20 protein-coding genes and 1 tRNA gene are annotated in these 23,352 nt (G+C 64.7%); 13 read left to right on the top strand and 8 right to left on the bottom strand.

What is annotated here, in order from left to right; all coding sequences use genetic code 11:
* Positions 1 to 161 precede the first annotated feature (161 nt).
* The 9 genes from poxB (at position 162) to NJ69_RS16100 (ending at position 12,168) form a co-directional block, all read left to right on the top strand.
* A complete protein-coding gene (poxB, locus tag NJ69_RS16145; protein WP_039580794.1) occupies positions 162 to 1,880 on the top strand; it encodes a ubiquinone-dependent pyruvate dehydrogenase in 1,719 nt (572 codons plus the stop codon).
* Positions 1,881 to 2,000: 120 nt separating this feature from the next.
* Positions 2,001 to 2,819 (top strand): EndoS/ChiA family endoglycosidase, encoded by an 819-nt coding sequence (locus tag NJ69_RS16140; protein WP_039580791.1) that lies wholly within the window; start codon positions 2,001 to 2,003, stop codon positions 2,817 to 2,819.
* Positions 2,820 to 3,000: 181 nt separating this feature from the next.
* Positions 3,001 to 6,069: a formate dehydrogenase-N subunit alpha gene (fdnG, locus tag NJ69_RS16130; protein ID WP_155290542.1), complete on the top strand. Its 3,069-nt coding sequence runs from the start codon at positions 3,001 to 3,003 to the stop codon at positions 6,067 to 6,069.
* Positions 6,069 to 7,019, top strand: a complete 951-nt coding sequence (fdxH, locus tag NJ69_RS16125) for a formate dehydrogenase subunit beta (protein WP_039580784.1) — start codon at positions 6,069 to 6,071, stop codon at positions 7,017 to 7,019. Before fdnG ends, fdxH begins: the two co-directional genes overlap by 1 nt.
* Entirely contained in the window at positions 7,016 to 7,672 is a 657-nt protein-coding gene (locus NJ69_RS16120; RefSeq protein WP_039580781.1) for a formate dehydrogenase subunit gamma, read from the top strand. The genes fdxH and NJ69_RS16120 overlap by 4 nt, the downstream gene beginning before the upstream one ends.
* A gap of 4 nt (positions 7,673 to 7,676) precedes the next feature.
* Positions 7,677 to 8,603, top strand: coding sequence for a formate dehydrogenase accessory protein FdhE (gene fdhE / locus NJ69_RS16115; RefSeq protein ID WP_039580778.1), 927 nt, complete (start codon positions 7,677 to 7,679; stop codon positions 8,601 to 8,603).
* Positions 8,604 to 8,719: 116 nt separating this feature from the next.
* Positions 8,720 to 10,147 carry an L-seryl-tRNA(Sec) selenium transferase gene (selA, locus tag NJ69_RS16110; protein ID WP_039580777.1) on the top strand — a complete coding sequence of 476 codons (1,428 nt, stop codon included), beginning with the start codon at positions 8,720 to 8,722 and terminating at the stop codon, positions 10,145 to 10,147.
* Entirely contained in the window at positions 10,144 to 12,066 is a 1,923-nt protein-coding gene (selB, locus tag NJ69_RS16105) for a selenocysteine-specific translation elongation factor (RefSeq protein WP_039580775.1), read from the top strand. The genes selA and selB overlap by 4 nt, the downstream gene beginning before the upstream one ends.
* Before the next feature lie 6 nt (positions 12,067 to 12,072).
* Positions 12,073 to 12,168 (top strand) — tRNA-Sec (locus NJ69_RS16100).
* Between the two features lie 333 nt (positions 12,169 to 12,501).
* On the opposite strand, the gene NJ69_RS16095 is transcribed toward NJ69_RS16100, so the two are convergent.
* Both NJ69_RS16095 and NJ69_RS16090 read right to left on the bottom strand, forming a co-directional pair.
* A complete protein-coding gene (locus NJ69_RS16095; protein WP_039580773.1) occupies positions 12,502 to 13,491 on the bottom strand; it encodes an asparaginase in 990 nt (329 codons plus the stop codon).
* A gap of 68 nt (positions 13,492 to 13,559) precedes the next feature.
* Positions 13,560 to 15,002: an alanine/glycine:cation symporter family protein gene (locus tag NJ69_RS16090; protein WP_039580771.1), complete on the bottom strand. Its 1,443-nt coding sequence runs from the start codon at positions 15,000 to 15,002 to the stop codon at positions 13,560 to 13,562.
* A gap of 177 nt (positions 15,003 to 15,179) precedes the next feature.
* Between NJ69_RS16090 and NJ69_RS16085 the strand changes: the two genes are divergently transcribed.
* Positions 15,180 to 15,992, top strand: coding sequence for a helix-turn-helix domain-containing protein (locus NJ69_RS16085; RefSeq protein ID WP_039580769.1), 813 nt, complete (start codon positions 15,180 to 15,182; stop codon positions 15,990 to 15,992).
* 23 nt (positions 15,993 to 16,015) lie between these two features.
* Here the strand turns inward: NJ69_RS16085 and NJ69_RS16080 are convergent, their stop codons facing one another.
* Entirely contained in the window at positions 16,016 to 16,861 is an 846-nt protein-coding gene (locus NJ69_RS16080) for an alpha/beta hydrolase (protein WP_039580767.1), read from the bottom strand.
* A 181-nt stretch (positions 16,862 to 17,042) separates the two neighbouring features.
* Here NJ69_RS16080 and NJ69_RS16075 point away from each other — a divergent pair, with 181 nt between their 5' ends.
* Positions 17,043 to 17,927, top strand: coding sequence for a sugar nucleotide-binding protein (locus tag NJ69_RS16075; RefSeq protein WP_080754769.1), 885 nt, complete (start codon positions 17,043 to 17,045; stop codon positions 17,925 to 17,927).
* Positions 17,920 to 18,852: an NAD-dependent epimerase/dehydratase family protein gene (locus NJ69_RS16070; RefSeq protein ID WP_039580764.1), complete on the top strand. Its 933-nt coding sequence runs from the start codon at positions 17,920 to 17,922 to the stop codon at positions 18,850 to 18,852. Before NJ69_RS16075 ends, NJ69_RS16070 begins: the two co-directional genes overlap by 8 nt.
* Before the next feature lie 53 nt (positions 18,853 to 18,905).
* Here NJ69_RS16070 and NJ69_RS16065 read toward each other — a convergent pair whose 3' ends face one another.
* The 5 genes from NJ69_RS16065 to NJ69_RS16045 form a co-directional block, all read right to left on the bottom strand.
* Positions 18,906 to 19,589 carry an OmpW/AlkL family protein gene (locus NJ69_RS16065; RefSeq protein ID WP_029614555.1) on the bottom strand — a complete coding sequence of 228 codons (684 nt, stop codon included), beginning with the start codon at positions 19,587 to 19,589 and terminating at the stop codon, positions 18,906 to 18,908.
* Positions 19,590 to 19,699: 110 nt separating this feature from the next.
* A complete protein-coding gene (locus tag NJ69_RS16060) occupies positions 19,700 to 20,224 on the bottom strand; it encodes a DUF3299 domain-containing protein (protein WP_039583289.1) in 525 nt (174 codons plus the stop codon).
* 66 nt (positions 20,225 to 20,290) lie between these two features.
* Positions 20,291 to 21,556 (bottom strand): ABC transporter permease, encoded by a 1,266-nt coding sequence (locus NJ69_RS16055; protein WP_039580762.1) that lies wholly within the window; start codon positions 21,554 to 21,556, stop codon positions 20,291 to 20,293.
* Complete coding sequence (locus NJ69_RS16050) at positions 21,556 to 22,266, bottom strand: ATP-binding cassette domain-containing protein (RefSeq protein ID WP_039580760.1); 711 nt, start codon at positions 22,264 to 22,266, stop codon at positions 21,556 to 21,558. The genes NJ69_RS16055 and NJ69_RS16050 overlap by 1 nt, the downstream gene beginning before the upstream one ends.
* Positions 22,267 to 22,860, bottom strand: a complete 594-nt coding sequence (locus tag NJ69_RS16045) for a DUF2796 domain-containing protein (RefSeq protein WP_039580759.1) — start codon at positions 22,858 to 22,860, stop codon at positions 22,267 to 22,269. It lies immediately after the preceding gene.
* A 133-nt stretch (positions 22,861 to 22,993) separates the two neighbouring features.
* Here NJ69_RS16045 and NJ69_RS16040 point away from each other — a divergent pair, with 133 nt between their 5' ends.
* The gene (locus NJ69_RS16040; RefSeq protein ID WP_039583288.1) at positions 22,994 to 23,341 is read left to right on the top strand and encodes a hypothetical protein; all 348 of its coding nucleotides are present in this window, start codon (positions 22,994 to 22,996) and stop codon (positions 23,339 to 23,341) included.
* Positions 23,342 to 23,352 lie beyond the last annotated feature (11 nt).

Here is a 23,352-nt window from a genome sequence, read left to right as displayed (position 1 = left end):
CAGAAACCTGGCTTCGCTTTTTTTCTGCCCGCCGATATCCATTCCACTGAATGTGACGACTGATCGTCGGGCCGCTTAGCTTTTTCTTAATGATCGCGTTGGAACACGCGCGTTTTGCCTGGACTCAGACCTTGAACTCACCGTCATTCAAGGACCCTCCCATGGCCACCGCTGCTGATTTCATGGTCAACACCCTCAAACAAGCCGGCGTCAAACGTGTTTACGGGGTTGTCGGCGATTCATTGAACGGGTTCACCGACTCCATGCGCCGCCTGGGTGGACTGGACTGGATTCACATGCGCAACGAAGAAGCCGGTGCCTTCGCCGCCGGCGGCGAGGCCCATCTCACTGGCGAGCTGGCGGTGTGCGCCGGGAGCTGTGGACCGGGCAACCTGCACCTGATCAATGGCCTGTTCGATTGCCATCGCAGCGGTGTGCCGGTGCTGGCGATCGCCGCGCACATCCCCAGCAGCGAGATCGGCATCGACTACTTCCAGGCCACTCACCCCGAATCGCTGTTCAAAGAGTGCAGTCACTACGTCGAACTGGTGTCGCAGCCCGAGCAGTTGCCGCAGATTCTCGAGCGCGCCATGCGTGTGGCGGTCAGCCGGCGCGGGGTGGCGGTGGTGGTGATTCCCGGCGACGTGGCACTGGCCCCGCTCGATGCCAAGGTCGGCCGGTGGTTGACGCCTACACCGCCGGTGGTGGTGCCTGAACCTGCCAAACTCGATGAGCTGGCGCAGTTCCTGAGCGCCGGCAAACGCATCACGCTGCTGTGCGGGGCAGGCTGCGCCGGCGCCCACACTGAAGTGGTCGCCCTGGCCAGGCAGTTGAAGGCACCCATCGTGCATGCGCTGCGGGGCAAGGAGCACCTGGAGTATGACAATCCCTACGACGTCGGCATGACGGGGCTCATCGGCTTCGCGTCGGGTTTCAATGCCATGAAGGATTGCGACACGCTGCTGATGCTGGGTAGCAACTTCCCTTACCGGCAATTCTTCCCCGAGAAAGCACGTATTGCCCAAATCGATTTGAAGCCCGAGGCGCTGGGCAATCGCTGCGCGCTGGAGATTGGCCTGATCGGAGACATCAAGCACACGCTCGAGCAACTGCTGCCGCTTCTGCCGGAGCGCACCGACACCGCTCACCTGGACAAGGCCTTGGCCGACTATCGCGACGCCCGCAAGAGCCTTGACGGACTGGCCGAAAGCAGCCCCAACAGCGCGATCATCCATCCGCAATACCTCAATCGACTGGTGAGCGAGTTGGCCGACGAGGACGCCATCTTCACCTGTGATGTCGGTACGCCCACCGCCTGGGCTGCGCGTTACCTGAAGATGAATGGTCAGCGCCGGCTGATTGGCTCGTTCAACCATGGCTCGATGGCCAATGCCATGCTGCAGGCCATCGGCGCCCAGGCGAGCTGTCCGGGGCGGCAAGTGGTGTCGATGTCGGGTGATGGAGGTTTCAGCATGATGATGGGCGATTTCCTCACCCTGAGTCAGGCCAATCTGCCGGTCAAGGTGATCGTGCTGAACAACGGCACCTTGGGCTTCGTGGAAATGGAGATGAAAGCCAGCGGCCTGTTGGATACTGGCTGCGAGCTCAAGAACCCCAACTTCGCCACGTTCGCCCAAAGCATGGGCATCAAGGGCATTCGAGTGGAGCAACCGCAGGAACTCGAAGCGGCGCTGCGCGAGGCCTTCGCCCACGATGGGCCGGTGTTGGTCGATGTGGTGAGTGAGCGACAGGAATTGATCATGCCGCCGGAAATCACCGCCGAGAACGTCAAAGGCTTCGGCCTGTTCATGCTGCGTGCGGTCATGGATGGTCGGGCCAAGGAGTTGGTGAACCTGGCGAAGAACAATTTGCTGCGCTAGGGGCGCTCATGTTCGAGTCGTCATAGGCTTGCCCGCAGGCATCATGGAAAGCGTTCAGGATTCCGGCGTCTGGCGACAGACGCTTGAATCGCGGCACCTTTTGTATCAATGGAGCCGCTCATGTCCAACTCTCCGAAACCCCTGATGGGCTGTTACTTCCGCTCTTGGCGCGACACCGCCAATGGTGAAGTGGGCAACCACTGCTCAATGCTGCAACTGCCCGAAGAAGTCGATATCGCATTCGTTTTTCCCAATGGTGAGGAAACGCCGCAGTTCTGGCAAAAGCTGGAAGCGGAAATGATTCCGGCGATGCACGCCAAAGGCATCAAGGTCGTGCGCACCCTGTTCATCGATGAGCTGATCAATCCGGACTTCCCCGATTCGGCCGAGGGCTACCAGCAATTGGCCGACCATCTGCAGAGCCGTTTCCTGTCGGTGCAGGGCCTGGATGGGCTGGATGTGGATCTCGAAAAGCGCCTGTCCGAGGCCCAGCGCAACAAGGCCCGCGAAGTCTCGCTGATTTTGGCCAAGCGTCTGAAGCAAGAGGGCAAGCTGTTCATCTACGACACCAGTGAGATAGGCGACATGGATTTGCTGCGCTCGCTGGAGAGCGCGTTGGACTACGTGCTTTTCCAGGCCTATGGGCAAAAAACCGATCAGGTGCAGCAACACTTCGACCGACTGTTCGCCGACTTTCTCGCGCCCCGGAAATTCATGGTGGGCTTTTCGTTCTACGAAGAGCGCGGGACCCAATGGGGCGATACACGGGACTTCGATACCAGCACGGCCCGGCACTACGCACTCTGGCAGCCCAGCCAGGGCAACAAGGGTGGCCTGTTTTCCTATGCCGTGGACCGAGATGGGGTGAAGGAAGGCGACGACGCCCTCCAGTCCACCGATTTCAGTTGGACTCGCCGGCTCAAGCGGTTGATGAAATAAGTCGATAGAGCACCCGATCGGCGGGTCTTACTACAAATGCCTACAGCTTAAACTGATCTATGTCACCGCACTTTCAGTGTTATCGGCTAGTCTTAGCGTTGGCGACCTCTGTACGTCGCCGCCGTGATTTCCGAGAGGCGCCGGCCATGACCGTGCGTCCAAACCTGATCAGGAGTGCACGATGGATCTCAACCGTCGGCAATTCTTCAAGGTCGCCGCTGTCGGCCTTGGAGGCTCTAGCCTCGCGGCGTTGGGCATGGCCCCGACGCCCGCGTTCGCCGAGCAGGTGCGCCACTTCAAGCTGACGCACACCAAAGAAACCCGCAACACCTGTCCCTACTGCTCGGTCGGCTGCGGCCTGATCCTGTACAGCCAGGGCGATGCGGGCAAGAACGTCAAACAGAACATCATCCACATCGAAGGCGATGCCGATCACCCGGTCAACCGCGGCACCCTGTGCCCCAAAGGTGCCGGCCTGCTCGACTTCATCCACAGCCCGAGCCGCCTGCAGTACCCCGAAGTGCGCAAACCCGGCAGCAACGAGTGGGTGCGGGTCAGTTGGGACGAGGCGCTGGATCGCGTCGCCGCGCTGATGAAGCAGGACCGCGATGCCAACTTCATCGAGAAGAACGCCCAAGGGCAGACGGTCAACCGCTGGTTGACCACCGGCTTCCTCGCGGCGTCGGCAGCGTCCAGCGAAGCAGGCTACCTGACCCATAAGGTCATCCGTTCTCTCGGCATGCTGGGGTTCGATAACCAGGCGCGTGTCTGACACGGCCCGACGGTGGCAAGTCTTGCCCCGACGTACGGCCGTGGCGCGATGACCAATCACTGGTCCGATATCGCCAACGCAAACCTGGTGCTGGTCATGGGCGGCAACGCAGCCGAGGCCCATCCCTGCGGATTCAAATGGGTCACCGAGGCCAAGGCGCACAACAAGGCGCGCTTGATCGTGGTCGATCCGCGCTTCACCCGCACCGCTTCGGTGGCGGACTACTACGCGCCGATTCGTACCGGCAGCGACATCGCCTTCATGGGCGGCCTGATCAACTACCTGCTGAGCACTGATCAGATCCAGCACGAGTACGTGCGCAACTACACCGACGTGTCGTTCATCGTCAAAGAAGGCTATGGCTTCGAAGACGGCCTGTTCAGTGGCTACGACGCGGCCAAGCGGATCTATGCCGACAAGTCTGGGTGGGGTTACGAGCTGGGCGATGACGGTTACGCCAAGGTCGACCCGACGCTGCAGCACCCACGCTGCGTGTTCCAGTTGATGAAGCAGCACTACAGCCGCTACACGCCGGAAATCGCCAGCATGACCTGCGGCATGCCGCTCGATCAGATGATGAAAGTGTGGAAAGAAATCGCCACCTGCTCGGCGCCGGGCAAGACCATGACGATCCTCTATGCCCTGGGCTGGACCCAGCATTCGATCGGCGCGCAGATCATTCGCAGCGCGGCCATGGTCCAGTTGCTGCTGGGCAACGTCGGCATGCCTGGCGGTGGCGTCAACGCCCTGCGCGGGCACTCCAACATCCAGGGACTGACCGACCTCGGGCTGCTGTCGAACTCGCTGCCGGGCTACCTGACCTTGGCAGGCGACGCCGAGCAGGATTACGCCGCCTACATCGACAAGCGCGCCTCCAAGCCGCTGCGTCCGGGGCAATTGTCGTACTGGCAGAACTACGGCAAGTTCCACGTCAGCCTGATGAAGGCCTGGTATGGCGACAACGCCACCGCCGAGAACAACTGGGGCTACGATTGGCTGCCCAAGCTCGACGTGGCCGCCTACGACGTGCTGCGCATGTTCGAGATGATGAGCCAGGGCAAGGTCAACGGCTACATGTGCCAGGGCTTCAACCCCATCGCCGCGCTGCCGGATAAAAACCGCGTCACCGCCGCGCTGGGCAAGCTCAAGTGGCTGGTCGTCATGGACCCGCTGGCCACCGAAACGTCCGAGTTCTGGCGCAATGTCGGCCCGTACAACGATGTCGACACGTCCAGCATCCAGACCGAAGTGATTCGCTTGCCCACCACGTGCTTCGCCGAGGAAGACGGCTCGCTGGTCAACAGCAGCCGCTGGCTGCAGTGGCACTGGAAGGGCGCCGATGGTCCGGGCGAGACCCGCACCGACGTGCAGATCATGAGTGAGCTGTTCCTGCGCCTGCGCCAGCGCTACAAGAACGAAGGCGGCAGCTACGCAGACCCGCTGCTCAACATCAGTTGGCCGTACAAGATCCCCGACGAACCCTCGCCGGAAGAGTTGGCCAAGGAGATGAACGGTTACGCGGTCACCGACATGACCGACGCCACCGGCCTGACGGTCAAGGGCGGCCAGCAGTTGTCCGGGTTCGGTCAGCTCAAGGACGACGGCAGCACGGCGTCCGGCTGCTGGATCTTCGCCGGCTGCTGGACCGAGCAGGGCAACCAGATGGCCCGGCGCGACAACAGCGACCCGTACGGCATGCACCAGGCGCAGAACTGGGCCTGGGCCTGGCCGGCCAACCGCCGCATTCTCTACAACCGCGCTTCGAGCGACCCGCAAGGCAAGCCGTGGGATGCGCAGAAGAAGCGTCTGGTGTGGTGGAACGGCAAGTCCTGGGGCGGCACCGATGTGCCGGACTTCAAGGTCGATTCGCCGCCGGAAGCGGGGATGAACCCGTTCATCATGAACCCCGAGGGCGTGGCGCGCTTCTTCGCCATCGACAAGATGGCCGAAGGGCCGTTCCCCGAGCACTACGAGCCGTTCGAAACGCCGATCGGGATCAACCCGCTGCACCCGAACAACAAGAAGGTCATCAGCAATCCGGCCGGACGGATCTTCGATTCGGTGTGGGAAACCCTCGGCACACGTGATGAGTTCCCTTACGCGGCGACCACCTACCGGCTGACCGAGCACTTCCACTTCTGGAGCAAGCACGCTCGGCTCAACGCCATCATCCAGCCCGAGCAGTTCGTGGAAATTGGCGAGGTGCTGGCGGGCGAGAAGGGCATCAAGGCCGGTGATCGGGTGCGGGTGTCGTGCAAGCGCGGGCACATCGAGGCGGTGGCGGTGGTGACCAAGCGGATCCGTCCGCTGCAGGTCAACAACCAGACCGTGCACCAGATCGGCATCCCGCTGCACTGGGGCTTCACCGGTTCGACCCGGCATGGCTACCTGACCAACACCCTGGTGCCGTTCCTCGGTGATGGCAATACCCAGACGCCGGAGTCCAAGTCGTTCCTCGTCAACGTGGAGAAAATCTGATGGCCCAGCAAGATATCATCGCCCGCTCGGCCACCACGACCGTTCCGTCCTCGGTCCGTCAGCAAGAGCAAGTCGCCAAGCTGATCGACACCACCAAGTGCATCGGCTGCAAGGCCTGCCAGGTGGCGTGCTCGGAATGGAACGAACTGCGTGACGAGGTCGGCCACAACCACGGCACCTACGACAACCCGCAGGACCTGACCGCCGACACCTGGACCCTGATGCGCTTCACCGAGCACGAGCGCGACGATGGCAACCTGGAGTGGCTGATCCGCAAGGACGGCTGCATGCACTGCGCCGAGCCCGGCTGCCTGAAGGCCTGCCCGAGCCCGGGTGCGATCATCAAGCATGCCAACGGCATCGTCGACTTCAACCAGGACCACTGCATCGGTTGCGGCTACTGCATCACCGGCTGCCCGTTCAACATTCCGCGGATCTCGCAGAAAGACCACAAGGCCTACAAGTGCAGCCTGTGTTCCGACCGCGTGGCCGTGGGGCTGGAGCCGGCGTGCGTGAAGACCTGCCCGACCGGGGCGATCGTCTTCGGCAGCAAGGACGAGATGAAGGTGCATGCCGACGAACGCATCGTCGACCTCAAGTCGCGCGGCTACGAGAACGCTGGCCTGTACGACCCGGATGGGGTGGGCGGCACCCATGTGATGTATGTGCTGCACCATGCCGACACGCCGAGGCTGTACGCCGGGTTGCCGGATCAGCCGGTGATCAGCCCGCTGGTGGGGCTGTGGAAGGGCATCAGCAAGCCGCTGTCGCTGCTGGCGATGGGCGCGGCGGTGCTGGCCGGCTTCTTCCACTATGTGCGCGTCGGTCCACAGCGGGTGGAAGAGGACGAGCGCCCTGAGCCTGCCGATACGGGCGTGCATCAGGTGGACCCGGCAGTGCATGTCTATGATCCGGGCAAGCCCGGCGGGGAAGGGGAGCAGCGGCCATGAACGACAACAAGCCTATCCTGCGCTACAACGCCAACGAGCGGACCAACCACTGGATCGTCGCGATCCTGTTCTTCATGGCCGGGCTGTCCGGGCTGGCGCTGTTCCATCCGGCGTTGTTCTGGCTGAGCAACTTGTTCGGCGGCGGGCCGTGGACGCGGATCCTGCATCCGTTTCTCGGCGTGGCGATGTTCGTGTTCTTCCTCGGCCTGGTGGTGCGCTTCTGGCGCGCCAACTTCATCACCGCCAACGACTGTTTATGGCTGCGCCGCGTCGACCGGGTGATGCGCAACCAGGAAGAGGGCGTGCCGCCAATTGGCAAGTACAACGCCGGGCAGAAGCTGCTGTTCTGGACCTTGCTGGCGTGCATGCTGATCCTGCTGGTCAGCGGTGTGGTGATCTGGCGCGCCTACTTCAGCGCGTTCTTCGGTATCGGCGCGATCCGCCTGGCCACCTTGATGCATGCCCTGGCGGCGTTCGTGCTGGTGCTGAGCATCATCGTGCACATCTATGCCGGCATCTGGATCAAGGGCTCGATCGGCGCCATGCTGCATGGTTGGGTCAGCCGCGCCTGGGCACGCAAGCATCATGAACTGTGGTACCGCGATGTGACCGGCGACAAGACGCCACATAATCACGGTGGAAAGAAAGGATGAGCGCGTGAGCACGATTCTCGAACCTGGGCAGATCGAAGCGTCGGCAGTGATGCCGCCGTTTCTGCACCTGCCCGCCGACAACCTGTTCGAACTGCGGGCGCTGCGCCTCGAGCATTTGGCGCAGGGCCATGCGCTGGGCGAGTACCTGCGGCTGATCGCCCGGCTGTGCCGGGTGCAGCAACAGTTGCTGGATGATCCGCCTTCCGACGTGCCGGTGGCCGAAGCACGTCAGCGGCTGTGCATCAGCCATGGTCTGCCGCCGCTGGCGGCCGACAGTCTGGTGCGCGAGGGCCCCTGGCTGATCTGGCTGCAGGCGCTGCTCGACCGCTTCGATGCGCCTGCGCCGGGTGCGCTGGCCGATGCATTGCAGACCTTGCGCGACAGCGATGACGTGCAGCGCAAGGGCTGGGGCATCGCCTTGCTCGGTGGCCAATACGATGCGCTGCCGGCGGCCTTGGTGCCGTTCATCGGGGCGGCATTGCAGGCGGCCTGGGCCAGTTGGCGACGGGCCTTGCCCAGTGATGAGCTCAAGCCGGGTGGCAGCCTGGCGCAGTGCCCGTGCTGCGGCTCGCCGGCCATGGCTGGGCTGGTGCGCAACCGCGGCAAGCACAATGGGCTGCGCTACCTGGCCTGTTCGCTGTGCGCCTGCGAGTGGCATGTGGTGCGGGTCAAGTGCGTGTACTGCGAGTCGAGCAAGGATTTGCGCTACACCAGTCTGGAGGATGACCGCCACGGGCCGGGCAAGGCGCCGTTGCGGGCCGAATGCTGTCCGGGCTGCAACACCTACCTCAAGCACTGCTATCTGGAAAACGACGCGGTCGCCGAGGCCTTGGCCGACGATCTGGCCAGTCTGGCGCTGGACATGCGTCTGAACGAGGAGGGCTTCCAGCGGATGGCGCCCAACCTGATGCTGGCGCCAGGGGGCGGGTAACGGGCTACACTGCTGGATCTCGTCGTGCTCGTTGCGCGTGAGCCCGCTCCTGCCAGGAGCGGGTTCATTGGCGATGAGCGCGAATCAGACACCGGATCAGTCAAGGTCGTACCCGCATGTCGTCAAGCAATGCCACCCCCGCTCCACGTCTGCCATCCATCGACACCCTGCTGCGTCACCCCACCTGCGCCCCTCTGCTCGAGCGCCATGGCCGCGATGCCACCCTGGCCACGCTGCGCCAGTTGCTCGACGACCTGCGCGAGCCGGCTCGCCTGGGTCAACTGAGTGCCGTGGAACTGGCCGCCGAGGTGCTGCTCGGGCGCGCCGGTGAGCGCCTGACGCTTCAGCAGCGCAGCCAGGTGCGGCGCGTGTTCAACCTGACCGGCACGGTGCTGCACACCAACCTGGGTCGTGCGCTGTTGCCCGAAGCGGCCGTAGAAGCCATGCAGACCGCTGCGCGCTACCCCCTGAACCTGGAGTTCGACCTGGCCACCGGCAAGCGCGGTGATCGCGACGACTTGATCGAGGGCCTGATCCGCGAGTTGACCGGCGCCGAGGCGGTCACGGTGGTCAACAACAACGCCGCCGCCGTGCTGCTGGCGCTCAACAGCCTGGGCGCACGCCGCGAAGGCATCATCTCCCGTGGCGAACTGATCGAGATCGGCGGCGCGTTCCGCATTCCCGATATCATGGCCCGGGCCGGCGTGCGACTGCATGAGATCGGCACCACCAACCGTACCCACGCCCGCGACTACGAGGCGGCGATCAATCCGCGCACCGGGCTGCTGATGCGTGTGCATTGCAGCAACTACAGCATCCAGGGCTTCACCACCCAGGTGCCGACCGCCGAACTGGCACGCATCGCCCATGCCCATCAACTGCCGTTGCTCGAAGACCTGGGCAGCGGCAGCCTGCTCGACCTCACCCGCTGGGGCCTGCCGGCCGAACCGACGGTGCGCCAGGCCCTGCTCGACGGTGCCGATATCGTCACCTTCAGCGGCGACAAGCTGCTCGGCGGCCCGCAGGCGGGCATCATCGTCGGCCGTAAGGAGCTGATCGCGCGGATCAAGAAGAACCCGCTCAAGCGCGCCCTGCGCGTCGACAAGATCACCCTGGCGGCGCTGGAGGCGGTGCTGGCGTTGTACCGCGATCCGGACCGGCTGGCCGAGCGTCTGCCGAGCCTGCGTCTACTGACGCGCCCACACGCTGACATCGCCGCCCAGGCCGAGCGCCTGGCGCCGGAACTGGCCGCGCGCCTGGGAGAGCCTTGGACAGTCAGCGTCGAGCCGACCCTGGGCATGATCGGCAGCGGCAGCCAGCCGGTGGCGCGGCTGCCCAGTGCAGCCCTGTGCCTGCGCGCGCAGGTGTCGAAGAAACTGCGTGGACGTAGCTTGCGAGTGCTGGAGCAGGCGCTGCGCGACCTACCGGTGCCGGTGCTCGGGCGTATCGACGACGACGCCCTGTGGCTCGACCTGCGGCAGTTGGACGATGAGGCGCAGTGGCTGGCGCAACTGCCGGCGCTGCACCTGGGGCCTGTGCAGTGATAGTCGGTACCGCCGGGCACATCGACCACGGCAAGACCGCGTTGCTCGAAGCGCTCACCGGGCAGGTCGGCGACCGCCGTCAGGAAGAGCGTGCCCGGGGCATGACCATCGACCTGGGTTACCGCTACGCGGCCCTGGCCGACGGCGAGCCCTTGACCGGCTTCATCGATGTGCCGGGGCACGAGCGGTTCATTCACAACATGCTGGCCGGGGCCCAGGGTATCGACCTGGTGCTGCTGGTGATCGCAGCGGACGATGGGGTGATGCCGCAGACCCGCGAGCACCTGGCGATCATCGAGCTGTTGGGCATTCCCCAGGCGCTGGTGGCGATCAGCAAGTGCGACCGGGTGGAACCGGCGCGCGTGGCCGAGGTGCAGCAGCAGGTCGAGGCGTTGCTGGCGCCAGGCCCCTATGCCGGGGCGTTGCAGTTTCCGTTGTCGAGCGTGACCGGGGCCGGTGTCGAGGCCCTGCGCCAGGCGCTGCTGGCGGCCGCGTCCCAGGTTCGCAGACGCTCCACTCAGGGCGGTTTTCGCCTGGCCATCGATCGCGCCTTCGCCGTGTCCGGTGCGGGTGTGGTGGTCACCGGCACGGCGCTGGCCGGCCGGGTGAGCACGGGTGACACGCTGCTGTTGGGCAAGCTCGGCAAGCCAGTGCGCGTGCGCGGTTTGCATGCGCAGAACCAGGCGGCGCTGGTGGCCGAAGCCGGGCAGCGAGTGGCGCTGAACATCAGTGCCGAGCGCTTGGCTGTGGAGCAGATACACCGCGGCGACTGGCTGGTGCCAGCGTGGTTGCATGCGCCCAGTTCGCGCATCGACATCGAGCTGACGCTGCTGGCGAGCGAGCCCCGCGCTTTCGAACACTTCAGCGCGGTGCACGTGCATCTCGGGACGCAAGATGTCACCGCGCGGGTGGCGCTGCTGGAGGGCCAGACCCTGGCCGCCGGGCAGCGCATGTTCGCCCAGTTGCTGCTTAATACGCCGTTGCAGGCCGTGCATGGCGACCGCCTGGTGCTGCGTGACCAGCGCGCTCAGCGCACCCTGGGCGGCGGCCGGGTGCTCGACCCGTTCGCGCCCAGTCGCCACCGTCGCAGCGACGCACGGCTGCGGCAATTGCAGGTGCTGCGCGAGGCTACCGACCTGGAGCAGGCACTGCCGGCCCTGCTCGCCAGCGCGCCGGCCGGGCTCGATCCGCACCGTCTGGAGCGCCAGTTCAATCGGCTGCGCGACAGCTGGCAATTGCCCGAGAGCGTCGAGGTGATCGCCACGCGCCAAGGCAGTGTGCTGTTCGACCGCCAACAGTGGCAGGCGCTGCGCGACGACGTCCTGGCACAGTTGGCCCGTTTTCATGCTCAGGAACCGGACCAGCTCGGTCCTGACCGCGATCGTCTGCGCCGCTTCTGCGCGCTGGCACTGGAGCGGCCGACCTTCGTCAGTCTGGTGGACGAATTGCTCAGCGACGGTTTCATCGCCAGCAGTGGTCCGTGGCTGCATCTGCCGGATCACAAGGTGCAGTTGAGCGAGGCCGACACCGCCTTGTGGGCGCGCTTGCAGCCGCACCTGCTCGAAGCCGCGTTCGATCCGCCGTGGGTCAGGACCTTGGCCGCTGCCGAGCAGGTGGAGGAAGCGCAGGTTCGATTGCTGATGCGCAAGCTGGCGCGCCTGGGTGTGCTGCACCAGGTGGTGCGCGATCTGTTCTATCCGCAGCAGACGTTTCAGCGCATGGTCGAGTTGCTGTTGAGCCAGGCCGAGGGCTCACCGGTAGTGCAGGTGGCGGCGTTTCGCGATATGTTGTGCATCGGTCGCAAGCGCAGTGTGCAAATACTGGAGTACTTCGACCGTGTTGGCCTGACCCGCAGGGTAGGCGATCAACGCTACATCCGTGCGGACAGCGCCCTGGCCCGGCAACAGCCCAGGCCCTGAATTCAAGGAAGGCAATCGCGCCCGGTGGCGCGGCCGGGCTTCAAACCCGGTTGGGGACGGCATCCGTTCCCGGGCAGGTTCGACTCCCGCTGCCTTCCGCCATTTTCCCGATACACGCACCGGCAGCCCGCCCCGCTCCCAGGTTTTCAGCTTCGCCGCTGTCATTGCCGGGACCGCTTTGCGGTCCAATCGCGACACAAGGCCGCTCCCACAAAAGCCGCGCTGGACTCTGGAAATCATGCGCTGCAGATGAACATCAAATGCATGATCACCCGGTTTCGCATGCCGTGCCCAGGAAGTGAGGCGAGCGCAATCTCGGTGGGAGCGGCCTTGTGTCGCGATCGGGCGCGCAGCGGCCGCCTAGCAGACGGTGCCAGACGCCCTGACACACCGCAGCGCCCCATCGCTACACCAGGCCACGCCTCCTACCGATGATTAAGCCCGCTCTCCACACAGATCCAGCGCGAACCAGCGTTCGGCCGTCTTGACGTCCAGCCCCGCGCCCAGCAGGGCGAACAGCTTGCCCAGCGCCGCTTCGCGGGTCATGCCGCCGCCGCTGACCAGGCCGGTGTCTCGCAGGCGGCTGCCAGCGGCATAGGTGTCGAACACCACCGCGCCTTCCGGGCATTGGCTGATGGCGACGATCATCACGCCGCGTTGACGTGCCTGGTGCAAGGCATCGAGCAGTGCCTGGTCGTCCGACGGCCCGGTGCCGCTGCCATAACATTCCAGCAGCAGGCCCTGCACGCCGGCTTCGACCAGCCCCTGCACGTAGTCGGCGCACAACCCCGGGAACACTGGCAGCACCGCCAACTTAACCGGCTGACGGACCTGACCGTAGCCCAACTCGGCTGGCACGTGCTGTGCGCGCTCGCTGTCGCGATGGCGCGGCAGCACGGCGAAGGCGTCGAAGGCTTCGCTGCGCAGCTTGGAGGCGCGGCAGCCATGCAGCAGTTGGCCGTGGAAGTACAGTTGCACACCGTTGGTCAGGCCGCGCTCGAAGTGTCGCAGCGCGCCCACCAGGTTGTCCCAGGCGTCGCTGTCCGGGGTGCCGGCTGGCAACATGGAACCGGTCAGCAGCACCGGCACCGGCAGGCCGAGCAGCAGGAACGACAGGGTCGCGGCGCTGTAGGCCAGGGTGTCGGTGCCGTGCAGCACCAGCACGCCGTCATGGCCATCGCGTTCGACCGCCTCGACGATCGCGTCGCGCATCGCCAGCCAGTTGGCCTGCTGCATGTTGGCGCTATCGATCAGCGGATTGAGTTCGCGCAGGGTCCATTGCAGGTCCGGAGCGTCGCTGCGTTGGGCCAGGTGTTCGCGCATGCGCGCGTCGAAGCCGCCGGCTGGAGCCAGACCTTCGGGGGTCTGCAGCATGCCAATGGTGCCGCCGGTATAGAGCACGAGAAGGTTCTTGACTGCGTCCATGGAAGCATTCCGAAGCGAATCGAGAAAGGAGTCAGCCGCCCGCGAACGGGGCGGCTGGAGAGGGCGGATCAGCGCTGGTGCTGAAGCTCGCCGGCAGCCTTGTCGGCAGCGGCTTCAACAGCCGGATTGGCCGGCCAGGCGGCGCGGTCCAGGTCCAGGTCGGTGAACTTCGACGAATCGAACACCGGCTGCTTGATGCCAGCCTTGCGCTGGGCATCGTAGTCGCGCATCACCCGCAGGCCGACCTTGAACAGCAGGGCCAGGGCCACCAGGTTGACGAACGCCAGGCAGGTCATGGTGATGTCGGCGAAGGCGAACACGGTCGACAGGTCTTGCATCGAACCCCAGACCACCAAGGCCAGTACCAGGCCACGGAAGACCATCAGCACGGCACGGTTGCGGCTCATGAATTGCAGGCTGTTCTCGCCCAGGTAGTAGTTGTAGAGGATGCAGGTGAAGACGAACAGCGACAGGGCGACGCTGACGAAGATACGGCCCCAGTCACCGACCACGGCGGCCAGCGAGTTCTGGGTGAGGACGATACCGTCGCCTTCGAAGCCCGGGGTGTAGAAGCCCGACAGCAGGATCAGCAGCGCGGTGCAGGTGCAGATCACGAAGGTGTCGAGGAACACGCTGAAGGCCTGGACCACGCCCTGGGCGCCCGGGTGTTTGACGGCTGCGACGGCGGCCACGTTCGGCGCACTGCCCAGACCGGCTTCGTTGGCGAACACGCCACGCTTCACGCCCATGACGATGGCGCTGCCGAGCAGGCCGCCGAAGGCAGGGTCGAGGCCGAAGGCGCTTTTGAAGATGGTTTCCAGCATGGCTGGCACGTGTTCGATCTGGGTGCCGATCACATACAGCGTGACGCCGATGTAGGCCAGGGTCTTGATCGGTACCAGCAGGTCGGACACCGCCGCGATACGCTTGATGCCACCGATGAAGGTGATGGCCAGCAGCACTGCCAGGACGATGCCCGTCTGGCGCGGATCGAAGTTGAAGGCGTTCTGCAGCGAGTGGGTCACGGTGTACGACTGCAGGCCGATGAAGGCGAAGCCGTAGGTCACCAGCAGCAGCACCGAGAACACGATGGCCATGCTCTTGAGCTTCAGGCCATGCTGGATGTAGTAGGCCGGGCCACCACGGTACAGGCCGTCACCGTCGGCACGCTTGTACACCTGGGCCAGGGTACATTCGAAGAAGCTGCTGGACATGCCCACCAGTGCGGTGACCCACATCCAGAACACCGCGCCTGGGCCGCCCAGGGTCACGGCGATACCGACACCAGCGATGTTGCCCGCGCCGACACGACCGGCCAGGCTCAGCATCAGCGCCTGGAACGAGCTCAGCTGGCCAGCCTGGCCACGCAGCGATTCCTTGAACACGCCGAACATGTGGGCGAAATGACGGAACTGGACGAACCGGGATCGAATGGTGAAGTAGCTACCGAGCCCGACGATCAGGACGATGAGCAGTTTTCCTGACAGGAAATCGTTAAGTGCTTCGAGCATTGGAAAATGACCTCGATTCTTATTTTTTATGTGGAGTGACCAGCGGCGGCAGGGGCGCACGCTATCGTTGCCGCGCATGGTTGGCCATGACACCTGTGGTTACAATTTCGCGGGTTGCTCTTTTTTGCTGCGACATGCTGCTAGAATTGCAGCACTCGCATCATCTGGAAGTGCCCCATGGCCGATTTTCTAGCCGCCAATCTCAAGCTCGCCTGCAGTCACTACCGCTCTATTTCAGAGGTTTGCCGTCAGCTCGCCATTCATCGCGCGCAATTCAACAAATACCTGAGTGGCCAGAGCGAGCCGACGAAATACAACCTCAAGCGCATCGGCGACTTCTTCGGTGTGGAGGACTACGAACTCAAGCTCCCTCCCGAGCAGTTCGCCCGCCTGATCGGCGCCCGCAACACCTCGGCTGCCTCCGGGCCGCAGAACGATCCAATCAGCGAACTGTTCAAGCCGCTGCATGCCCAGGCCGGCAATTTGTCGCGCTACTGCGGCTACTACTTCGAATATTCCAACTGCATGTCGGTGCCAGGTTCGATCCTGGTGTCGCTGGTGCATCTCTGGGAGGAGCGCGGCAGTTTTCTGTTCGAGCGTCAGGAACGCCAGGAGCGCAGCAGCGCCGGACTGCAACAGGCCGAAGTGCGCTGTCGCTACCTGGGCGCGGCGTTTCAGTTGCAGGACCGGCTGTTTCTCATCGACTACGAGTCGCTGACCCTCAACGAAATGAGCCAGACCGTGCTCATCCCCAGCTTCAAGAGCCGCATCACCCGCCTGAACGGCCTGAAGACCGGCGTCTCCAGCGGCGACCGGCGCAACCCGGCCTGCACCCGTGTAGTGTGGGAATTCCTCGGCGAGGAAATCAATCGCATCAATGCCTATCGCCAGGTCAAGCTGTATCGACCGGACGATCCGCGCATCGACGACGACATTCGCGAGCGGCTCAGCGCCGGGACGGTCAGCAATGGGCTGTTCGAGATCGAATAGCGGCGCGTTTGTGCGTGAGTCGATCAAGCGTCTTCAAGGATGAATTCCGCCACGGTCTCGGCCACCTGATCGGCGACCTGCGGGGCGTCGCGCAGGTGCGCCGCGATGCCGTGATCGCAGTCGGTCAACAGCAGGCATTGCACATGCGGCGCGGGCACCGAGCGCAGCAGGGCGTGGGTCACTTCCTCCGGGATCGGGCTGTATCGTGGAACGCCGCGCAGCAGGCGAGTGCCGGCCGAGGTGCCGGCGCCTTGCCCATGAGTCTTGGAATTGAGGCCGTCGTATTCGCCGATCACCAGCAACACCCGTCCCGAAAACTGACGCAGGAACGCGTAACTGTCGCAATCGAGGAAGGCCCAGGGCGTGCGGATCGCGGCGCTGAAGGCCGGGCCGAAGGGCGCGCCGTGGGCGGCGTCGGGGTATACCGCCGGGCAGATCAGTACCAGCTTGTCGATCTGCGGCCGTTGCGCGGCCAGCTTCAGTGCAATCGACGCGCCCAGGCTGTGGCCGACCAGCGTTGTACAGCCCTCGCCCAGATGCGCCATGAAACGCTGCGCTTCTATCAGGTTGACTGCCAGCGACGGCGCAGCGGCACCGGGCTCGCTGGCCTGGCTGTGGCCGGAGAGGTTGCCGGTCAGTGAGCCGATGCCCTGGCGTTGCAGGCGATACAGCAGCGGATTGAGTCGGGTGAAGTCCGACCGCGCGCCGCCGACCACGAACATGGCGGGTGCGCGCTCCACCTCCGGCAGCAACAGTCGGGCTTGTTGCTGGTAGCCGTCGAAGATTTCGTCGATGAAGCCTTCCCGGCCGGGAGCGGGCTCGTCGTACTGCCAGCGGCTGCGGTGTTCGGTGCGGGTGACGAAGTCCATGGCGCTCCTGCTGCGACTCGAATGATCGTCCGGCAGTATCGGTCAGTTTCGAGTGGCGCAGAAGCGCTGCCCGCATAATCCTGCGGGCTGCCCGAAGTGCCAGGCGTCCGGGTTGGACTTCCCCGGGCGGAAACCGCAAAATGCCTCCTTTCTAATCGATCTGAGCGGACCTGCTGACTCTATGCGTATGCGCCTGATGCTGTTGGGTGGTGGCAATGCCCTCGGGCAAGCGCTGATTCGTCTCGGGGCCGAGGAAGACATCGCGTTCCTGGCGCCGCGCCCGCCGGAAAATGGCTGGGACGCGGCCAGCCTGACCCAACTGCTCGACGATCACCGCCCCGATACCCTGGTCAACCTGGCCTACTATTTCGACTGGTTCCAGGCCGAGTCGGTCAGCGAGCCGCGCCTGGCGTCCCAGGAGCGGGCGATCGAGCGCCTGGCTGAACTCTGCCAGCACCACGAAATCACCTTGCTGCAGCCGTCCAGCTACCGGGTGTTCGACGGTTCGCGGGCCACCTCCTACAGCGAAAAGGACGAGCCCGTGCCGCTGGGTACGCGCGGCCAGGCGCTGTGGCGCATCGAGCAGAGCGTGCGTGCGGCCTGTCCGCAGCATGTGCTGCTGCGTTTCGGCTGGTTGCTGGACGAAAGTCCCGACGGCATTCTCGGGCGCTTCCTCACGCGTGCCGAGCAGCCTCATGAACTGCTGCTGGCCGATGACCGTCGCGGCAACCCGACGCCGGTGGACGATGCCGCGCGGGTGATCCTCTCGGTGCTCAAGCAGCTCGACTGCGCGGCGCCGCTGTGGGGTACCTACCATTACGCCGGCAACGAAGCGACCACGCCGTTGGCGCTGGGCCAGGCGATCCTGACCGAGGCCGCGCAGTGGCACACGCACGCCATCCAGTCGCCGACCGCCCAGGCCCACGCAGCCCGCCCGGATGCCAGCGAGGAGCCGCAGCACGCGGTGCTGGCCTGCAAGAAAATCCTTCATACCTTCGGCATCAAGCCGCGTGCCTGGCGCGCGGGTTTGCCGCCTCTGCTGGAGCGTTTCTATCGCCATGGCTGACGCACCCATCCTCATCACCGGCGGCGCGGGCTTCATCGGTTCGCACCTGTGCGACGCGTTGCTGGACAAGGGCCATGCGGTGCGTGTGCTGGATGATTTGTCCACCGGCAAGCGCAGCAACCTGCGCCTCGATCATCCGCGCCTGCAATTGATAGAGGGCGATGTGGCCGATGCCGCACTGGTCACCCGCGCAGTTGCCGGGTGCGCAGCGGTGGTGCATTTGGCGGCGGTGGCCTCGGTGCAGGCCTCGGTGGACGATCCGGTCAAGACTCACCAGAGCAACTTCATCGGCACGCTCAACGTCTGCGAAGCCATGCGCTTGAATGGCGTGCGCCGGGTACTGTTCGCCTCCAGTGCGGCGGTCTATGGCAACAATGGCGAAGGCCTTTCGATCGCCGAGGACACGCCCAAAGCGCCGTTGACGCCCTATGCCGTGGACAAGCTGGCCGGCGAGCAGTACCTGGATTTCTATCGCCGCCAGCACGGGCTGGAGCCGGTGGTGTTCCGCTTCTTCAATATCTTCGGGCCGCGCCAGGACCCTTCCTCGCCGTACTCCGGCGTGATCAGCATCTTCTGCGAACGTGCCAGCCAGGGCGTGCCCATTACCGTGTTCGGCGATGGCGAGCAGACGCGCGACTTCCTGTATGTGGGTGACCTGGTGCAGGTGATGGTGCAGGCGCTGGAGCAGGAACAGGTACAGGAAGGGGCAGTGAACATCGGCTTGAATCAGGCCACCTCGCTGAACCAACTGCTCACAGCCTTGGCGCAGGTGGTCGGTGGACTGCCGAGCGTCAGCCATGGCCCCGCGCGGTCCGGCGATATTCGCCACTCCCGGGCTGATAACCAGCGTCTGCTGGCGCGATTCGACTTCCCCGAGCCGACATCCATGGTCCAAGGGCTGGCGCGGTTGTTGGGCAAACACTGAAAAGGGCCGCGAAGCGGCCCCAATCTGTGAGTCTGTTCCAGCCCGTCTCGGGTTTAGAACTTGTAGCCGACGCCGACCATGTACACCCAAGGATCCACTTCGACATTGACCTTGGTCTTGCCCACGCCCAGGGCGCTCGGGCCGTCGATGCTGGCTTTGGTGTTGATGTCCACGTACCACACCGCAGCGTTGAGTAGCAGGTTGTCGGTCAGCATGTAGTCCATGCCCAGTTGCCCGGCCAGGCCGACGGAGTTCTGCAGCTTCATGTTGCTGAAGCCTTGCTGCTTGCGCGAGCTGCTCAATTCTTCATCGAAGAACAGCGTGTAGTTCACGCCGATACCGGCATAGGGCTGGAACTTGGACGACGCTTCCATCGGGTAGTACTGCAGCGACAGGGTCGGTGGCAGTTGCTTGATGTCTGCCAGCTTGCCATCCAGGCCGCCGCCCAGGCCTTTGACGCCCACGGTGTGCTTGAAGGGGGTAGCCGCCAGCAGTTCGATGCCGATGTGGTCGGTGAGCATGTAGGCGAAGGCCAGGCCCAACTGGGTGTCGCTGTCCAGCGTGGCCTTGGTGCCGGAGACTTTGGCACCGTCGAGCTTGAGGTTGCCGCTGTCTTCGTTGGGCGCGGTGGTGATGGCGCCGGAACGCAGGATGAAGTCACCGGCCTGGTGGGCGTGGGCAACGGGGGCTGCGAGCGCCAGCGCAACGAGCGAGGCACCGAGCAAGTTCTTGTTCATGGAAGCTCCCAGAGGACGTGATGAAATCGAGTGGTCCAATGGTAAGTAGCTACCTAAACGGATTGTTTGATTCAGCTCAACGAAGCACGTCGCTCAAGGGCAGGTGACGCTCATTTGAGTTCGTAGGCGTAGATTTTCTCGGCGTCCAACTGATAACCGGCGTCGGCCAGTTCGCTGCTGGTGTTCTTCACCTGCATGCGCCCCTCGATCCAGTACGGTTGGTAGAGGTCCTCGATGCGCACGCCCATCTCGCTGAACACGTGCACGATCTGATTGGACGGCGGTGGCGGGACGTGGATGCAGGCGCCGTAGTAAGGCACCAGCAGGAACTCGGTGGTGCGGCCTTCTTCGCTGACTTCCAGCGGCACGATGTAGCCGGGCAGCTTGATCTGCTGGCCGTCGAGCGCCTTGACCACCGGCGCATCGGGCGCCTGTTGCCGCGCTGCCGGGGCGGACTCGGCCGCCAGGGCGTCGCCCAGGGAGTTGCCCATCTGCGACAGGTCGTGCAGCGGTGTGAGCTGTGGCGGGATGACCGGCGCGCCCTCGGGAATCAGCGCTGGCCAGTCCAGCTCGCGCGGCTCGTCCGCCCAGGCCGGGATGACCAGCACCAGCAGCAACAGCAGGAGAATCTGCAGCGCCTTCTTCGCGGGTAAGGCGCCACGGCGAATCGCGGCGCCTACAGGCATCGACATGACCACTCCTCAGAGATGAATCGACAGGCCATCGGCCAGCGACTGGCGATAGGCCCGCCAGGCCGGCACGCTGCCCATCACCAGCGCCGCACCGAGGATGATCGCCAGCAGCGTCCATTCATGTGCGCTGGGCCAGGCCAACGGCAGGTAGAGACCATAATTGGCCTGGACCGCGTCCTGCGCCAGGGCGATGCCGCCATAGAGCAAGCCCAGCCCGACGACGATGCCGCTTAGCGCCAGTGCCAGGGCCTCGAGCACCAGCAGCCCGGCGATATGCCAGGGCCGCGCGCCCACCGAGCGCAGAATGGCCATCTCGCGGCGGCGCTCGTTGAGGCTGGTGAGGATCGCGGTGAGCATGCCGATCAGGCCGGTCAGCACCACGAACAGCGAGACCACGAACAGCGCCTGTTCGGCGATGCTCATCATGCCCCACAGCTCTTGCAATGCCACGCCTGGGAGAATCGCCAGCAGCGGTTCGCCCCGGAATTCGTTGATTTCGCGCTGCACGCTGAAGGTGGCGATCTTGTTGTTCAGGCCGAGCATGAACGCGGTGATGGCGGTGGGTTGCAGGTCCATGGTGCGCGCTTGCTCGGCGCTGATGCGTCCGGCGCCGCGTGCCGGCACGCCGTTGTGCCAGTCGACGTGGATGGCCTCCATACCGGCCAGGCTGATGTGCAGGGTGCGGTCCACCGGTGTGCCGGTGCGTTGCAGGATGCCGACCACGGTGAACGGCTTGTCGTCGTGCTTGACCAGGCTGATGGTGGCGATGCCGTGGGCCAGCACCAGGCTGTCACCGAGCTTGTAGTGCAGGGCTTCGGCCACCTCGGCGCCCAGCACCACCTCGAACGGATCGCTGGCGAACTGACGGCCCTGACTCAGTTGCAGGTGCTGCTGGCGACCGTACTGGTAGTGGCTGAAGTAGTCGGCGTTGGTGCCCATCACCCGATAGCCACGGTGCGAGTCGCCCAGGGAGATGGGAATCGCCCACTTGACCCGAGGATCCTTGGCGTAGTGCTCGAAGCTGTCCCAGCGGATGTTGTTGGTGGCGTTGCCGATGCGGAACACCGAGTACAGCAGCAGGTTCACCGAGCCCGAGCGGGCGCCGACGATCAGGTCGGTGCCGCTGATGGTGCTGGCGAAGCTGGCGCGCGCCTCGGTGCGCACGCGTTCCACGGCCAGCAGCAGGCACACCGACAGGGCGATGGCGAACGCGGTGAGCAGGGCGGTGAAGCGCCGATTGGCAAGGCTGGCCAGGGCTAGACGGAGCAGGTACATCAGGCCTCCCGAGGCGTGGCCGCACGGTTGAGCTCGGCCAGCGACAGGTCGCGGTCGAACAAGGGCGCCAGGCTCTGGTCATGGCTGACGAACAGCAAACTCGAACCGGCGCTGCGGCACTCGTCGAACAGCAGGCGGATGAAGGCTTCGCGGGTATCGGCGTCGAGGGCGGAGGTCGGCTCGTCAGCGATCACCAGTTCCGGTTGGCCGATCAGCGCGCGCGCCGCCGCGACCCGCTGCTGCTGGCCGATCGACAAGGTGTCGGCGCGACGTGAGAGCAAGGCCGAATCCTTGAGCCCCAGGTGCGCCAACAGCGTGGCCGCCGCCTGCGACACACTGCCGTGACGCTGTGTGGCACGTTCGGTGCGGCTGCGCGAGAAGCGGCAGGGCAGCTCGACGTTTTCCTGCACCGACAGAAACGGCAGCAGGTTGAACTGCTGGAAGATGTAGCCGGTGTGGTCGACCCGGAACGCGTCCCGAGCCGCCTGACCGAGCGTGGCCAGGTCCTGCCCGAGCAGGCGCACCTGACCCTGGGCAGGCAGGTTGACCCCGCCCAGCAGGCCGAGCAGGGTGGTCTTGCCGCTGCCGCTGGGGCCTTTGAGGAACAGCGCCTCGCCAGCCTCCAGGCGGAACTGGGGAATGTTCAGCAAGGGCGGCTGCCCTGGCCAGGCGAACACCAGGTCATGCAACTCGATCAGCGGCTGGTCCATTCAGAAGGAAACCACGGCGTTGCCTGGCGTGCTCTCGATACCCTTCTGCCCGTTCGGACCGACCAATTGCACGTTGATCTTCTGAGTCTGCGGATAGGCCTTGTACAGCGGCGACAGGTCGATCTGGGTGAGCTTGGCCGGGGTGGCGCAGGTGAGCTGGTAGTGGGCGTGGATCTCGCTGTGCTGATGCTCATGGGCGTGATCGTGATCGTCGTCGTCGTCGTCGTCATCATCGTCATGCTTGGCGGCGGGATCGCTGCCGAACAGCGGGCTTTCCAGTTCCTGCTGGTCCTCCTTGCAGCCGGCCGAACTGGCCAGGCCGAACAACTTGAGCGGTTGTTCGAGCTGCTTGCGCACCGCTTCGACCTTGGCTTTGTCGGCATCGCTGCCGGGCATGTGCTCGAAGCCCACCAGGTTCATGGCCGGGCTTTCCAAGGCCAGCTCCAGGGTGTTGCCGTCCAGGCCGACGTTCAGGCGGGCCACGCCATGCTCATGGGCGGGCAAGGTACCGTGCTCGTGATCGTGGTCATCATGGGCCTGGGCAACGGCCAGTGGTAGTAGGGCAAAGGGCAAGGCGAGGAGCAGGCGGCGCATGGACGACCTCGGGAGCTTGGGGGACATGTTTGGTAATGTTATAACGGATTTTGTCGCCGATGCCAGAGGCTTGGCGCAGGTTTCATGTCGTGGGAGCATGCCGGGCATCGACCCGCGATTGAAGGATGGCAGCGTGAGAATTCGAGGACACATCGGCGACTGGCCGGTGGACCTGAGCATCGAACTGGAACCGCACGAATGGGCGCACCTGGGGCGTCAGTTGCAGGAGGCGCCCGCCGTGGCGCAAGCCGTGCCGGCCACGGCAGCCGCCCCCGTGCGTCAGGATGACGGCCAGTGGTCAGCGGCCTGTGCGTTGCTGCGTCAGGCCGGACAGCTCAGCGGGCCTGAGTTGCTGGAGCGCCTGGAGGGCCTGACGGGCAGCGTCGCAGCGGGCAAGCGGTTGCTGGTGCGCTTGCGTCACAGCAGCGAGGTGAAGGTGGACAGCACTGCGCACGCGCCGCTCTACCGGTGGGTCGGCTGACCCCTTCCAGC

It is taken from the genome of Pseudomonas parafulva, from assembly GCF_000800255.1.
GTDB classification, from domain to species: domain Bacteria; phylum Pseudomonadota; class Gammaproteobacteria; order Pseudomonadales; family Pseudomonadaceae; genus Aquipseudomonas; species Aquipseudomonas boreofloridensis.
Note: the sequence above shows the minus strand (reverse complement) of the source record. Positions and strands in the feature narration are given on the sequence as shown.